This is a genomic window from Pantoea sp. CS_6 (assembly GCF_041954745.1).
Lineage (GTDB): Bacteria > Pseudomonadota > Gammaproteobacteria > Enterobacterales > Enterobacteriaceae > Pantoea > Pantoea stewartii.
Genome location: NZ_JAVAYG010000006.1, coordinates 15,706 through 29,646 on the forward strand (window position 1 = coordinate 15,706; position 13,941 = coordinate 29,646).

The 13,941-nt window shown below is 55.3% G+C and carries 14 protein-coding genes; 4 read left to right on the forward strand and 10 right to left on the reverse strand.

Going from position 1 to position 13,941, the window contains the following annotated elements; all coding sequences use genetic code 11:
• Positions 1–1,131: a class Ia ribonucleoside-diphosphate reductase subunit beta gene (gene nrdB, locus RAC90_RS10430; protein WP_006120006.1), complete on the forward strand. Its 1,131-nt coding sequence runs from the start codon at positions 1–3 to the stop codon at positions 1,129–1,131.
• A gap of 2 nt (positions 1,132–1,133) precedes the next feature.
• On the forward strand, positions 1,134–1,394 hold the full coding sequence (gene yfaE, locus RAC90_RS10435; protein ID WP_006120007.1) for a class I ribonucleotide reductase maintenance protein YfaE: 261 nt from the start codon (positions 1,134–1,136) through the stop codon (positions 1,392–1,394).
• Between the two features lie 71 nt (positions 1,395–1,465).
• Here yfaE and RAC90_RS10440 read toward each other — a convergent pair whose 3' ends face one another.
• On the reverse strand, positions 1,466–1,855 hold the full coding sequence (locus RAC90_RS10440) for a RidA family protein (protein ID WP_164482313.1): 390 nt from the start codon (positions 1,853–1,855) through the stop codon (positions 1,466–1,468).
• Between the two features lie 145 nt (positions 1,856–2,000).
• On the opposite strand from RAC90_RS10440, the gene RAC90_RS10445 reads away from it, so the two are divergent.
• Positions 2,001–2,588 carry a TetR/AcrR family transcriptional regulator gene (locus RAC90_RS10445; protein WP_006120009.1) on the forward strand — a complete coding sequence of 196 codons (588 nt, stop codon included), beginning with the start codon at positions 2,001–2,003 and terminating at the stop codon, positions 2,586–2,588.
• A 74-nt stretch (positions 2,589–2,662) separates the two neighbouring features.
• Here the strand turns inward: RAC90_RS10445 and RAC90_RS10450 are convergent, their stop codons facing one another.
• Both RAC90_RS10450 and elaB read right to left on the reverse strand, forming a co-directional pair.
• The gene (locus RAC90_RS10450) at positions 2,663–3,859 is read right to left on the reverse strand and encodes a nicotinamide mononucleotide deamidase-related protein YfaY (protein ID WP_006120010.1); all 1,197 of its coding nucleotides are present in this window, start codon (positions 3,857–3,859) and stop codon (positions 2,663–2,665) included.
• Between the two features lie 170 nt (positions 3,860–4,029).
• Positions 4,030–4,341 carry a stress response protein ElaB gene (gene elaB / locus RAC90_RS10455; RefSeq protein WP_033740963.1) on the reverse strand — a complete coding sequence of 104 codons (312 nt, stop codon included), beginning with the start codon at positions 4,339–4,341 and terminating at the stop codon, positions 4,030–4,032.
• A 332-nt stretch (positions 4,342–4,673) separates the two neighbouring features.
• Between elaB and RAC90_RS10460 the strand changes: the two genes are divergently transcribed.
• Positions 4,674–6,332 (forward strand): glucan biosynthesis protein D, encoded by a 1,659-nt coding sequence (locus RAC90_RS10460; protein WP_006120012.1) that lies wholly within the window; start codon positions 4,674–4,676, stop codon positions 6,330–6,332.
• A gap of 122 nt (positions 6,333–6,454) precedes the next feature.
• Here the strand turns inward: RAC90_RS10460 and RAC90_RS10465 are convergent, their stop codons facing one another.
• The 7 genes from RAC90_RS10465 to nuoJ all read right to left on the reverse strand — a co-directional run bounded on the left by RAC90_RS10465 (position 6,455) and on the right by nuoJ (position 13,932).
• Positions 6,455–6,916, reverse strand: a complete 462-nt coding sequence (locus RAC90_RS10465) for a GNAT family N-acetyltransferase (RefSeq protein ID WP_054633423.1) — start codon at positions 6,914–6,916, stop codon at positions 6,455–6,457.
• A gap of 41 nt (positions 6,917–6,957) precedes the next feature.
• Entirely contained in the window at positions 6,958–7,863 is a 906-nt protein-coding gene (locus RAC90_RS10470; protein ID WP_375124322.1) for an alpha/beta hydrolase, read from the reverse strand.
• Positions 7,864–8,055: 192 nt separating this feature from the next.
• Positions 8,056–9,513 (reverse strand): NADH-quinone oxidoreductase subunit NuoN, encoded by a 1,458-nt coding sequence (gene nuoN, locus RAC90_RS10475; RefSeq protein ID WP_375124323.1) that lies wholly within the window; start codon positions 9,511–9,513, stop codon positions 8,056–8,058.
• Positions 9,514–9,519: 6 nt separating this feature from the next.
• Positions 9,520–11,040, reverse strand: a complete 1,521-nt coding sequence (nuoM, locus tag RAC90_RS10480) for an NADH-quinone oxidoreductase subunit M (protein ID WP_033740623.1) — start codon at positions 11,038–11,040, stop codon at positions 9,520–9,522.
• Between the two features lie 209 nt (positions 11,041–11,249).
• Complete coding sequence (gene nuoL, locus RAC90_RS10485; RefSeq protein WP_033740625.1) at positions 11,250–13,085, reverse strand: NADH-quinone oxidoreductase subunit L; 1,836 nt, start codon at positions 13,083–13,085, stop codon at positions 11,250–11,252.
• The gene (gene nuoK / locus RAC90_RS10490) at positions 13,082–13,384 is read right to left on the reverse strand and encodes an NADH-quinone oxidoreductase subunit NuoK (protein WP_028724970.1); all 303 of its coding nucleotides are present in this window, start codon (positions 13,382–13,384) and stop codon (positions 13,082–13,084) included. The genes nuoL and nuoK overlap by 4 nt, the downstream gene beginning before the upstream one ends.
• Complete coding sequence (nuoJ, locus tag RAC90_RS10495; protein ID WP_006120019.1) at positions 13,381–13,932, reverse strand: NADH-quinone oxidoreductase subunit J; 552 nt, start codon at positions 13,930–13,932, stop codon at positions 13,381–13,383. Before nuoJ ends, nuoK begins: the two co-directional genes overlap by 4 nt.
• Between the last annotated feature and the right edge of the window lie 9 nt (positions 13,933–13,941).

The following is a 13,941-nucleotide window of genomic DNA, read 5'->3' on the forward strand; positions in this document are numbered from 1 at the left end:
ATGGCTTACTCCACTTTTTCACAAAACAAAAATGACCAGCTGAAAGAGCCTATGTTTTTCGGTCAGTCCGTTAACGTGGCGCGCTTTGACCAGCAGAAATACGATATCTTTGAAAAACTGATCGAAAAGCAGCTTTCGTTCTTCTGGCGTCCTGAAGAAGTCGATGTCTCACGCGATCGCATCGACTACCAGGCCCTGCCCGATCATGAAAAGCATATCTTCATCAGCAACCTGAAATACCAGACGTTGCTGGACTCGATTCAGGGACGCAGCCCGAACGTGGCACTGCTGCCGCTGATCTCGATTCCGGAACTGGAAACCTGGATCGAAACCTGGGCGTTCTCCGAAACGATCCACTCTCGCTCGTACACCCACATCATTCGCAACATCGTGAACGATCCGTCTGTGGTGTTTGACGATATCGTCACCAACCAGCAGATTCTGGCGCGTGCGCAGGACATCTCTAAGTACTACGATGACCTGATTGAGATGACTAACTACTGGCATTTGCTGGGCGAAGGTACGCATCAGGTCAATGGTAAGTCCATTACGGTTAACGTGCGCGCGCTGAAAAAGCAGCTGTATATTTGCCTGATGAGCGTCAATGCGCTGGAAGCGATCCGCTTCTACGTCAGCTTTGCCTGCTCTTTTGCGTTTGCTGAGCGAGAACTGATGGAAGGCAACGCCAAAATCATCAAGCTGATTGCACGCGACGAAGCTCTGCATCTGACCGGCACCCAGCACATGCTTAATCTGCTGCGCACCGGTGAAGACGATCCTGAAATGAAAGAAATTGCCGCCGAATGCCGTGAAGAGTGCTTCGAGCTGTTTAAGAAAGCGGCCTTACAGGAGAAAGAGTGGGCAGATTACCTGTTCAGCGGCGGCTCCATGATCGGTCTGAACAAAGATATCCTGTGCCAGTATATCGAATACATCACCAACATTCGTATGCAGGCGGTTGGCCTCGATCTGCCGTTCGAAACGCGCTCGAACCCGATTCCCTGGATCAACGCCTGGCTGGTGTCCGATAACGTTCAGGTTGCCCCGCAGGAAGTGGAAGTCAGTTCTTACCTGGTGGGTCAGATTGATTCAGAAGTGGGCGAAAACGACTTCGACGACTTCCAGTTATAACGATGAGCCGTTCTGTTGTTATTCTGCGCAGTTCCGGCACCCGACTGGAGTGCGCAGACGATCATCCTAATCTGTTGACCATGCTGGAAGCCAACAACCTGTGCGTGGAGTTTCAGTGCCGGGAAGGTTACTGCGGCTCCTGCCGTATGCGGTTACTGCGCGGCGAGGTCGACTACGCGGAAACCCCGCTGGCCTTTATTGAACAGGGGGAGATCCTGCCCTGCTGCTGTAAGGCGAAAGGTGAAATCGAGCTTGAACTCTAGTGGTTGAGCCAAAGCGTTTAAAAAAACCGTCATCCCAACCGGATGACGGTTTTTTTTCGCCGGGTGCTGAATCAGGGGATACGGGCAATGACTTTGATTTCAAAATCGAATCCTGCCAGCCAGTTAACGCCGACCGCCGTCCAGTTAGGATAAGGTGGCTGCGGAAATATCGCTTTTTTCACTTCCATAATGGTAGCGAACTGCGTTTCAGGGTCGGTATGAAACGTGGTGACATCAATAAGATCATCGAACGAACAGCCTGCCGCCGCCAGCGTCTGGCGCAGATTCTCAAAGGCCAGTTGCACCTGAGCAGCAAAATCCGGTTCAGGCGATCCGTCCTTGCGACTGCCAACCTGACCCGAGACGAACAGCAGGTCGCCCGAGCGGATCGCAGCGGAATAGCCATGCCTTTCATACAGCGCATGACGACCCGCCGGGAAAACTGCTTCACGATTGCTCATTGTTTTACCCTCTGGTGAGTTGTTATCAGGAAATCATGCGCCTCATGACGACATGATTTAATATACTTCCCGTATGTGAAATAAACCACACATACGCCCCGTATGTCAATTTCAGATACGCGACGTATACGAAAAGGAGAGAACCATGGCAGGACGACCTCGTGCGGTCACGATGGAAGAAAATCGCCTTAAACTGATTGCCGCCGCACGTAAAGCCTTTGCCGAAAAGGGGTTTGCTGCCGCGTCCATGGATGAGCTGACGGCGAGCGTTGGTTTAACGCGCGGTGCACTTTATCACAATTTTGGCGATAAACGTGGCCTTCTCGCCGCTGTGGTCGCGGAAGTCGACAGTGAAATCGCCCAGCGTGCAAAAGCGCGCGCGGCCAGTGCGGGCGACAGCTGGAACCAGTTGCTGGCGGAAGGTATCGCCTATATCGAGATGGCGCTGGACCCCGAAGTGCAGCGTATTGTATTACTGGATGGCCCGGCCTTTCTTGGCGATCCCTCCCTGTGGCCCAGCCAGAACGCCTGCCTGACCGCAACCCAGCATGCACTGGAGGAGATGGTCACGAGCGGCGTGCTGAAGCCTGTGGATGTTGAAGCCGCTGCCCGCTTGCTGAATGGTGCGGCGTTTACTGCCGCCTTGTGGGTGGCCGCCAGCGCCGAGCCCCAGGCCACGCTGGCTAAAGTCACGGCGACCTTTACCGTGCTGGCGACGGGGCTACGGCGTTAAACAGCGTGTTAGTTGAGGAAACGCGGGGAACAGAAAAGAAGGCGGTCGGTGCCGTTTGGCACCGGTCCGTATTTTTAATGCTTAATAGTTTCAAGCACATCAATCCAGCCGTGCCCTGTGCTGACCTCGCTGCCGTGTAACCAGCGCCGCAGCATGTTCATTGCCATCATCGCCACCACTTTCTGACGGGTTTCCAGGTTGTGACGACCACTATTGAATTTAACACGTTGTCCCCAGGTCGCTTCCGGTGTATGGAGCGCCACAGAGATCGCGTCTTCGCTCAGGCTGCCGACGGACAGGGCAAGCTGAGTCTGCAAGCGCGTCGCCAGCGCCTGGGTGCGCATGACCTGAACATCCAGACTCTCGTCCTGCTGCGGCAGAATTTCGCTGGCGCTAAGGGGCACGTCAGCCGAAGCCAGTTGCCAGTGAAGTAACCCTGCGGTGTACTGTTCGCTGATCGCCAGCCGCCAGTGACGTTGATGCAGTTCCCGCGCCAGCAGTGCAGGCAGCCCCTCAGTGCCTTCAAATATCGTACACTCGGCCAGCAACAAACGTACCTGCTGCCAGACCTGCTCCATCGCGACGCGCTGTTCGGCTGGCCCCGTAAGTTTGATTTCGATAATCGGCATGGAAGAACGGTAGCCCATCAGCACGTTCTCCGGCAGCGGCAACGGTTCCAGTTCATTCGCAATGTCGCTTTCTCCCCGGCCAAAGGTGGTCAGCCGCAGGCAAACGGGCGGTTCAGGCAGGTCGAACTTCGCTTTCAGACGCGGAATGATTTGTTGTTCGACCATTACCTTGAATTCAGAGGGAACGCCTGGCGTAAAGAACATCCAGCAGCGATTGAGTTGCAGTGCAAAGCCACAGGCGGTGCCGACCGGGTTATCCAGCATTTCGGCGTTAGCGGGAATTTCTGCCTGTTTACGGTTGCTCTCAGCCATAACCCGTCCGCGGCTGGCGAACCAGGCTTCCATCGTTTCCAGCCAGGCTTCCTGCATCACCAGCCCTACCCCGCTCGCTTTGGCCGCGGCCTGGGCGCTAAGGTCGTCAGTGGTTGGCCCCAGTCCACCATTCACGATGAGCACGTCCGCCTCAAGACTGCGGGCCTTTAGCGTTTCCACCAGCGACGACATTGCGTCACCCACCGTAGTCCGGCTGGTCATCGGCAGCCCGTGTTGAAATAACACATCAGCCAGCCAGGCGGCGTTGGTATCGACGATTTGTCCATGTAACACTTCATCGCCCGTGGACAGCATTTCAACTCTTATCACATTCATTCTCCTTGTGCCTGTCGCTTTACTTTAGAAAGCCCCTGAACAAAACACAATCTGCGGGCAGGAATTAACCGGGTAACGGCATTTTCAGGCAGGTGACAGAAGTGCGGAAGAACCAGAAAGGGAGAACGGACAGGACAGCGCCTGCCCGTTTTAGGCGATTGAGATTAGCGACGCGCCAGCAGCAGGCCTAATACCAGCCCTGCAGTAGCACCGATGCCAATGCCCTGCCACGGTTTTTCATGGACGTAATCATCAGCACGGTACGCGGCCTGTTTGGCACGGTAGTAATAGCTATCTGAGGCCTGGCTGACACGTGATTTAACATCTTCCAGCGCGCGTTCAGCTTTGGTTTTCAGTTCGATATATTTCTGATCGGCCGGATCACCTGATGACTTCAGCACTTCTTCCAGCGTTTCAGTCAGCAGTGCGATATCGTCGTCATAGCCCGTGTCGAAAGATTCAGTCTGTTTTACCATCATTTCCTCCATGTGAATTGCAATGCACCTGGTTAACTATAGCCATAAATGAGGGCTTTGCGCGGCCCCTTACCAGGAATCACCTGAAAATCGGCGCAAGGAAAGCGCACGCGCGTCAACTTATGGCAGGCTGTGATTACGCAAAGAAGTGTAAGAGATGACTTGCTTACAGCAATTTCGCTTCGTTTATTTGATTTATCTGATAAATTTTCAGCGAACTGAATTTTTCTCTAAGCCGACTGTCGTACCCTGCTGTTGCCTGTAATAATCAGGCTCTGTGCTTCGACACGACAGTCACAACAAACTCGAAAAGCTAAGGAATGATCTCCGGCATGAATCGAAGAATGTTTATGAAAGCGTCAATGGCCTTCTCCGCGGTGAGCGGTATGACAGGCTTATCAACGCTATTCGCGCAATCCGCCTGGGCAGATGATGGCATTGCTGACGGAATCGCAGTGCGCTTCGATTTCGACGAGTTAAAAAAGAACGCGGCCGCACTGGCCAAAAAGCCGTGGGGTGGTCCACCGGGCCCGCTGCCGCAAACGCTGGCTAACCTGACGCCGCAGGCTTACAACGATATTCAGTACGATGCTAATCACTCGCTGTGGAACAACATTCCAAATCGCGAGCTTGATGTGCAGTTTTTCCACGTCGGCATGGGCTTTAAACGCCGCATCCGCATGTTTTCCGTCGACAGTGCCAGCCGTGAGGCACGCGAAATCCACTTCCGCACCGAGCTGTTTAACTACAACGATGCGAAAGTCGACACTAAGCAGCTGGAAGGCAAAACCGATCTGGGGTTTGCGGGCTTCCGTGCCTTTAAAAAACCTGAACTGGCCCGCCGCGATATCGTCTCCTTTCTCGGTGCCAGCTACTTCCGTGCTGTCGATGATACTTACCAGTACGGCCTGTCCGCGCGTGGCGTCGCCATTAACACTTTCAGTAATGGCCAGGAAGAGTTTCCGGACTTTACAGCGTTCTGGTTTGAAACGCCGAAAGCCGAAGACACGACCTTCACCTGCTATGCCTTACTGGATGGGGCCAGCATCACCGGCGCATACAAGTTTGTGATTCACTGCGAAGCCGAACGCGTGGTGATGGACATTGAGAATCATCTCTTTGCCCGCAAGGATATTCGTCAGTTAGGCATTTCGCCGATGACCAGTATGTTCAGCTGCGGCACCAACGAGCGTCGGATGTGTAACACCTACCATCCCCAGATTCACGACTCCGATCGCCTGGCAATGTGGAGCGGGAAAGGGGAATGGATTGCCCGTCCGCTGAATAACCCTCAGCGCCTGCAGTTCAACGCCTACGAAGATGAAAACCCGCGTGGTTTTGGTCTGCTTCAGCTTGATCATGACTTTGAGAATTATCAGGACGTGATTGGCTGGTATAACAAACGGCCAAGCCTGTGGGTGGAACCGGTTGGTAAGTGGGGTAAAGGTGCCATCAACCTGATGGAGATCCCCACGACCGGTGAAACGCTCGATAACATCGTCTGCTTCTGGCAGCCCGCCGAACCGATCAAAGCGGGCAACGCGTTCAGTTTTTCGTACAAACTCTACTGGAGCGCACTGCCGCCCGTACAGAGCCAACTGGCGCGCGTGGATGCGACCCGCACCGGCATCGGCGGCTTCCCCGAAGGCTGGGCGCCAGGCGAGCACTTCCCGGATGTGTGGTGCCGCCGCTTTGCTGTCGACTTTATCGGCGGCGATTTGCAGGCCGCCGCACCAAAGGGCATTGAACCGGTGATTACCGTGTCCTCCGGCACCTTTAAGCAGGTTGAGATTCTGTATGTTGAGCCGATCAAAGGGTACCGTATCCTCTTTGACTGGTATCCTGACAGCGACAGCGTACAACCCGTTGAGATGCGTCTGTTCCTGCGAACCAAAGACGAAACGCTGAGCGAAACGTGGCTCTATCAGTATGTGCCGCCCCCGCCAGACCAGCGTAAATACGTTGACGATCGCCAGATGACCGTCAGCTAACACGGCCATCTCACGGCATAATGCATCTCAGGCCTGGCGCCGGGATGCATTTTTTTTGCGTACGTGAAAAGAACACGCGACAGGCTGAGGGAGGAATAAAACCGTCAGGCCGTTAGCGCGGTTTATTTCCCCCCTGCTCTGCGCATATCAATATGGGGAATACCGTCCTCAAGGTAGCTGTCGCTGACCGCGACAAAACCGTGACGCTGATAAAACCCTGCAAGATGCGCCTGGGCAGAAAGAAACTGTGCATGCCCTGGCCAGTGCTGTTCACAGCTGGCTATCGCCTGCATCATCAACTGGTTACCTAAATTCAGGCCACGGGCTTTGCTGGAGATGATGACGCGCCCAATTTTTACCTCTGTCTCGGCGCGCCGGGGCGACAGGATGCGCGCATAGGCCAGCAGGTCATCCTGCGCCATGCCGAGGAGGTGACGATTCTCGCCCTGCAAATCCTGACCATCCACATCCAGATAGGCGCACTGCTGCTCCACGACGAAGACTTCACAGCGCAACGCCAGTACTGCATAAAGCTGCGGGACGCTTAATGCCTGCTGGTGCAGATCCAGCCAACTGATATGCATGTCTCATCCTCATTCAATAACCGACCCCTCACTGTAGCCTGCTAGCGGCTTTGCAGCCAGTGTTGATAACGCGCAGGCCAGGCCATGGTGGGTGTGCCGGGTTTCCCCATCCCAAAACCGTGCCCGCCGGTTGGGTAGCGGATCATCTCCACATTTACGTGATGTTGCTGACAGGCTCGCGCCATGATCAGCATGTTGTGGGGATCGGATATCGGGTCATCTTCGGCCTGCACCAGAAAAAAAGGCGGTGATGCTGCTGTCACCGTATTCTGCACCGACCAGGCGGCGTCTTCTGCCGCCGTAGGATGCGCCCCCAGCAAAACGCGGTGAGTAGATGTGTGCGTATAAGGCGCTTCCAGCGTAATGACGGGATAAATCAGCGCGGCACCGTCAACCTGAACAGGTGCGCTGTCCTGTGCCTCTGTCACCGCCCCCATGCGCGCGCCCATCGGGCTGATGGCCATCCCGAGCAAATGCGCACCGGCCGAAAACCCCAGCACCGTTAACCCTGTTGCCTGCGCTTTGACCAGTTGCAGGGCACGCAGCGCATCCTGCAGGGCAACCCGGTTACCATCGCCCCAGTGTTCGGACGGCAGACGATAACGCAATATCGCCGCAGTGTAGCCGCGCGCCGTTAACCAGCGAGCCGCGGGCCAGGCTTCTTTTGCCATTTCTATCCGTTTATAGCCGCCACCGCCGGCGATCAGGACAACATGACCGTTCCCCATGCCCGGTCGTAAGACGGTTAAGGTGGGTACGGCGATATGACGCTCTGCGCCTGAAGGCGATGTCTCAACCGGCCCCTCTGGCCCGCCACCGCCGGGTGGCGTGCCGGGCCAGAGGGGAATAACGGTTTGGGCGACAGCGGCCTGCGCGGCGAATGACAGTGTGCTTTTTGCCGTCAGCAGCGTTGCGGTACACCCCAGCAGAAAATGTCGGCGATCCATAAGCAATGCTCCCCCTTATCTGTTCGCCCCATTTCAGCACGAAACTGTGGAAACAGAATGAAGATGCAGAATGAAAACGAAGAGAAAAGCGGACGCGACGTGATATTGCGAAGGCTATGCAAAAAACACCTGTGTCGATTTTCAGACAAAAAAATCAGGCCCGAAGGCCTGATTAATCGCAACAGCGTGACATTACATCAGCGGCTGGGCCATCTGCACCAGTCTGATTAACGGCTGCGGATAAACGCCCAGCACCAACACCAGAATCGCGGAGATCAAGACAACCACGCCACCGGCGGTGAAGGCCCAGTTGGCTGGCGTATCGCGGCTCAGCAATTCAGGCGGGCTGAGATAAAGACTGACGGTAACGCGCAGATAGTAGTAAAGACCAATCGCACTGCCGACCACCACCGCACCGGTCAACCACCACAGGTTGGCGCTCACGCCAGAGGCAATCACGTAGAATTTACCGATAAAGCCCAGCGTCATGGGGATACCCGCCAGCGACAGCATCATCACGGTCATCACGGCCGACAGAATCGGACGGTGCCAGAACAGCCCGCGATAGGAGTAAAGCGAATCGGCATCCGGGCCACGATAAGGACTGGACATCAGGCTTACCACACCAAACGCGCCGAGGCTGCTGAACAGGTAACCGGCCAGGTAAACCCCTGCGGTTTCCAGCGACAACTGATGATCTTTCACCGCAATCAGCGCGACCAGCAGATACCCCAGATGCGCAATGGAAGAGTAACCCAGCAGGCGCTTGATATTGCTTTGCGAAATCGCCATCAGGTTACCGAACAGGATGGAGACAAAGGCAATCACGGCCAGTACCGTCCGTACGGCTTCGCTGTCGGTCACCGGCGTGTACATAAACAGGCGCATGATAACGCCGAAGATCGCAATTTTGCTGGCGGTGGCAAGGAAAGTAGAAACCGGTGCGGGTGCGCCCTGATAAACGTCCGGCGTCCACAGATGGAATGGCACCAGTGACAGTTTAAAGCCCAGACCGATAATCAACATGCCCAGACCGACCAGCAGCAGCGGCTCCTGAATCATGCTGTCCGTCAGACTTTTACCCAGGCTGACGAAGCCCAGGTTGCCCGAGTCAGCGTAAATCAGCGCGATACCAAACAGCAGGAAAGACGATGCCGCCGCCGACAGGATGGTGTATTTCAGGGCCGCTTCCAGCGAACGTTTCTGACGGAAGGCGTAACCAATCAAACCAAACAACGGCAGTGACAGCAGTTCAATCCCGATAAACAGTGATGCAAGGTGGTTAGACGCTGACAACACGATACCGCCCAGTGCAGCAATCAGAACCAGCAGATAAAACTCGTCCTTGTTGTCCGGGAACGTGGCCAGCCACGGATAGGCAAAAGTACAGGTTGCCAGGCTGGCGAGCATCACCAGGGCGGTATAGAACATCGAATACGCGTCTACACGCAGCAGCGGCGTGACATCCATCGCGCCAACCTGACCGACAAAATACAGTGACAGCAGCGCCAGGTTCAGGCCAACCACTGTTAGCGTGGCGTTAACAAAGTGGTTGCGTCGCCAGGCAATGGACAGCATCACAACCACCACCGTCAATCCGACGATTAACAGCGGCAGCAACGCGATCAATTGTTGAGGAGTTATTGTCATGGCGAATTACGGCCTTGTAGTTGAAATTGAAGCGGTAAACCACTGCTGAATATTGCTCATTGCAGCATGTGAGGTATCCAGAATCGGCTGAGGATAAACACCCAGCAGCACCAGCAGGACCACGAGCACCCCAATGGTCAGGAATTCACGCGCCGACATGCCCGGCAGCGGATCTTTCGATTTCGCTTCACCGTAGTAGGCACGTTGCATCATCACCAGCGAATAGACCGAGGCGAAAACCAGGCCAAAGGTCGCAATCACGATAATGACTGGAACGATCTGGAAACTGCCGGTCAGGATCATGAATTCCCCGACGAAGTTACCCGTACCTGGCATACCCAGATTGGCGACAGCAAAGAACAGGGATAACCCTGGAATCCATTTAATGCGCGACCACAAACCGCCCATCTGACGCATATCACGGGTATGCAGACGTTCGTAAAGCTGTCCGCACAGGATAAACAGCGCCGCTGCTGACAGGCCGTGCGCGATCATCTGTACAACCGCGCCCTGGAAGGCCAACTGGCTACCGGTGTAAATCGCAATCAGGACAAAGCCCATGTGCGAAATCGAGGTGTAAGCGATCAGGCGTTTGATATCCGTCTGCGAGAACGCCATCCAGGCACCGTAGAAAATCCCGATGATCCCTAACCACATCGCGATCGGTGCAAACTCTGCCGAGGCGTTTGGAAACAGCGGCAGGCTGAAGCGCAGTAAGCCGTAGGCGGCGGTTTTCAGCAGGATACCCGCCAGGTCAACTGAACCTGCGGTCGGAGCCTGACTGTGCGCATCAGGCAGCCAGCCATGAAGCGGGACAACCGGCATTTTCACCGCAAACGCGATGAAGAAGCCCAGCATCAGCAGGTACTCCACGGTGTGCGACATTGGCGTCTTCAGCAACTGCTCGTAGTTGAACGTCCAGACGCCCGTGGCGTTGTAGTGAACAAACACCAGCGCCAGAATCGCAATCAACATCACCAGACCGGATGCCTGAGTATAAATAAAGAATTTGGTCGCGGCGGTAATACGGGTTTTACCGTCCGATGCTTTATGTCCCCACAGCGCGATGAGGAAGTACATCGGCACCAGCATCATTTCCCAGAAGAAGAAGAACAGGAACATGTCAATGGCGAGGAACACGCCGATAACGCCGCCCAGGATCCACATCAGGTTCAGATGAAAGAAGCCCTGATACTTTTCAATTTCGTTCCAGGAACACAGCACTGCCATCAGGCCGAGCAGTCCGGTCAGCACCACCATTAACAGCGAAAGGCCATCAAGCGCTAAATGGAAATTAATGCCGAAACGGGGAATCCAGGGTACTGAGAAGCTCGATTGCCACTGCGGAATACCCGCTGCCTGCGTCAGTGAATAGCCCCCCTGCAACCAGAGTTGCAGCGAGAGCGCCAACGTCAGCCCCATGGTGATCAGTGCGATCCAGCGAGGCACCTTCGCGCCGAAGCGCTCGGTGAGCCAGCAGACGAAACCACCGAAGAAGGGTATGAAAATTAGCCAAGGTAATAACACGGCATACTTCCCTTTTTTTTGTCCTGGCTCGGGCTATCTCACTTGCCCGTTTCGCCCCCGGCAGTGCTCGCAATCCTCACGTACTTCAGTACGCTCCGGTTGCTGTGCGCTGGCGGTGGCAAAACGGACTGCGCCGATTACGCCCTTACATCAGACAATCTTTGACATTCTTAATGGGTAAGTTTTCACACCTACCCGCTCATCAATCTTTAAATTACCAGCAGCAGCGCCAGCACAACGACGGCACCAACGCTCATCGACGCGACATACCAGCGCAAATACCCGTTTTCACTGACCACCAGACCTTTATTGGCGATACGTGAAAGCAACGCAGGCAGGTTCATCAGGCCGTTAAGAGGATCGCGTTTTAACAACCACGCAATGCCCAGATACGGTTTGACGAAGACTTTGTCGTAGAGCCAGTCAAAGCCCCAGGCGGCGAACCACCAGGTGCCGAAGAAACGGCCCGGCGCACTGTTGGCCACGCTGCTGACCAGCTGACGCTTGCCCAGCCAGAGGGCAGCGGCGATAACGATGCCCGCAACCGCGACCAGGCCGGACGCGATCTCCAGCGTGACTTTACCGTTCTCACCAAACTCATTGGCCGGTAAAACGCCCGCCAGCGGTGGGGTAATTAATGCACCCACAAACGTTGAGAGCACCAGCAACACAATCAGTGGCAGATGATGGGTAATGCCTTTGCCCGCGTGTGCATGGATTTTCTCTTCGCCGTGGAAGACGATAAAGATCATGCGGAAGGTGTAGATTGAGGTCAGGAACGCCCCTACCAGACCCGCGACCATCAGGTTCAAATGGCCGTTCGCCAGTGCACCAAACAGGATTTCATCTTTACTGTAGAAACCGGCGGTAATCAGCGGCAATGCGGCCAGGGCAGCACCGCCGACCAGGAAGCAGGTGTACACCAGTGGGATGCTTTTACGCAGTCCGCCCATCTTAAAGATGTTCTGCTCGTGGTGGCAGGCCAGGATAACCGAACCTGAGGACAGGAACAGCAAGGCTTTAAAGAAGGCATGGGTCATCAGGTGGAAAATGGCGGCATCCCACGCCTGCACACCCAGCGCCAGGAACATGTAGCCGATCTGACTCATGGTGGAGTAAGCCAGTACACGTTTGATATCCGTCTGGACCAGAGCAGCAAAACCCGCCAGTACCAGCGTAATCGCACCGATAATGCCGACCAGATGCAGCACTTCAGGCGTCAACAGGAACAGGCCGTGGGTGCGGGCAATCAGGTAAACCCCTGCCGTCACCATGGTGGCGGCGTGAATCAGCGCGGAAACCGGCGTTGGACCTGCCATCGCATCGGCCAGCCAGGTCTGAAGCGGCAGCTGCGCAGACTTACCTACTGCGCCACCCAACAGCATCAGCGTGGCCCATTGCAGCATATGGTTGTCCGCCGCAAAGTGTGCCGGAGCCAGTTCCGCCATTTCGCGGAAGTTGAGCGTACCCAGTTCGTTGTAAAGGATGAACAACGCAAATGCCAGGAAGACATCACCGACGCGCGTGATGATGAATGCCTTCATCGCCGCCTTGCCGTTTTCCGGATTGCTGTAATAGAAGCCGATCAGAAGATAGGAGCACAGCCCTACCCCTTCCCAACCCAGATACATCAGCATCAGGTTATCCGCCAGAACCAGAACAACCATGCTGGCGATAAACAGGTTGGTATAAGCGAAGAAGCGTGAATATCCCTCTTCTCCACGCATATACCACGAGGCGAACATATGGATCAGGAAGCCGACACCGGTCACCACCGACAGCATGGTGAGCGACAGGCCATCCAGCGTCAGATTGACCTGAATATTAAAATTGCCGACATGAATCCAGGTCCACAGCGCCTGAGTGAAGACCTGCTGCCCGTGGGCAAAGAAGTCGAAACCCACAAACACCGTGGTGAGCGCAGCCAGCCCGACCGATCCCATGCCCACGGTCGCGGACAGGTTTTCTGACCAGCGGCCACGGGAGAACGCTAACAGCAGAAAGCCGATTAGCGGAAATAAGACAGTTAAATAGAGAAGGTTCATCCGCGCATCTCGCTCACAGTATCAATGTTCAGCGTCTGACGACGACGATAGAGCTGAAGCAGCAGGGCCAGCCCAATACTGGCTTCCGCTGCGGCGAGACTGATAGCCAGAATATACATCACCTGACCGTCAGCCTGTCCCCAGTAGCTGCCTGCAACAACCAGCGCCAGCGCCGCGGCATTGATCATGATTTCCAGGCTTATCAGCATAAACAGCAGATTACGGCGCAACACCAGCGAGGTCAGCCCCAGCACAAACAGCACCGCCGCCAGAATCAATCCATGTTGTAAGGGAATCATGCTTGCTCCTTATTCGCCTGCGCGGCATCGTTTGAACGGTTGCTCAGGACTTCGCCCTGGCGCTCTTCGCGGCCCAGGTGGAAAGCCACAACCAGGCCGGCCAGCAGCAGCATTGATGCCAGTTCAACCGCCAGCACATACGGGCCAAACAGACTAATGCCCACCGCTTTCGCATCGATAATTTTGCCGTCAATACCCTGGTCATGTGCCGTCATGATGGCGTAGATCATCACTGCCAGCAGCAGCAACGAAACCAGGCCCGGACCAATCCATAACGACGGACTTAACCATTCACGCTCCTGTTTCTGCGTGGCTTTGCCCAGGTTAAGCATCATCACAACGAACACGAACAGCACCATGATGGCGCCGGCATACACAATAATTTCCAGCGCACCTGCAAAGTAGGCACCCAGAGAGAAGAAGACGCCAGCCACCGATAACAGCGAAACGATCAGGTACAGCAACGCATGTACCGGATTAGTGTGGGTGATCACGCGCAACGTCGTCACCACCGCCACCAGTCCGCAAAGATAAAACGCAAATTCCATGCCCTGCTC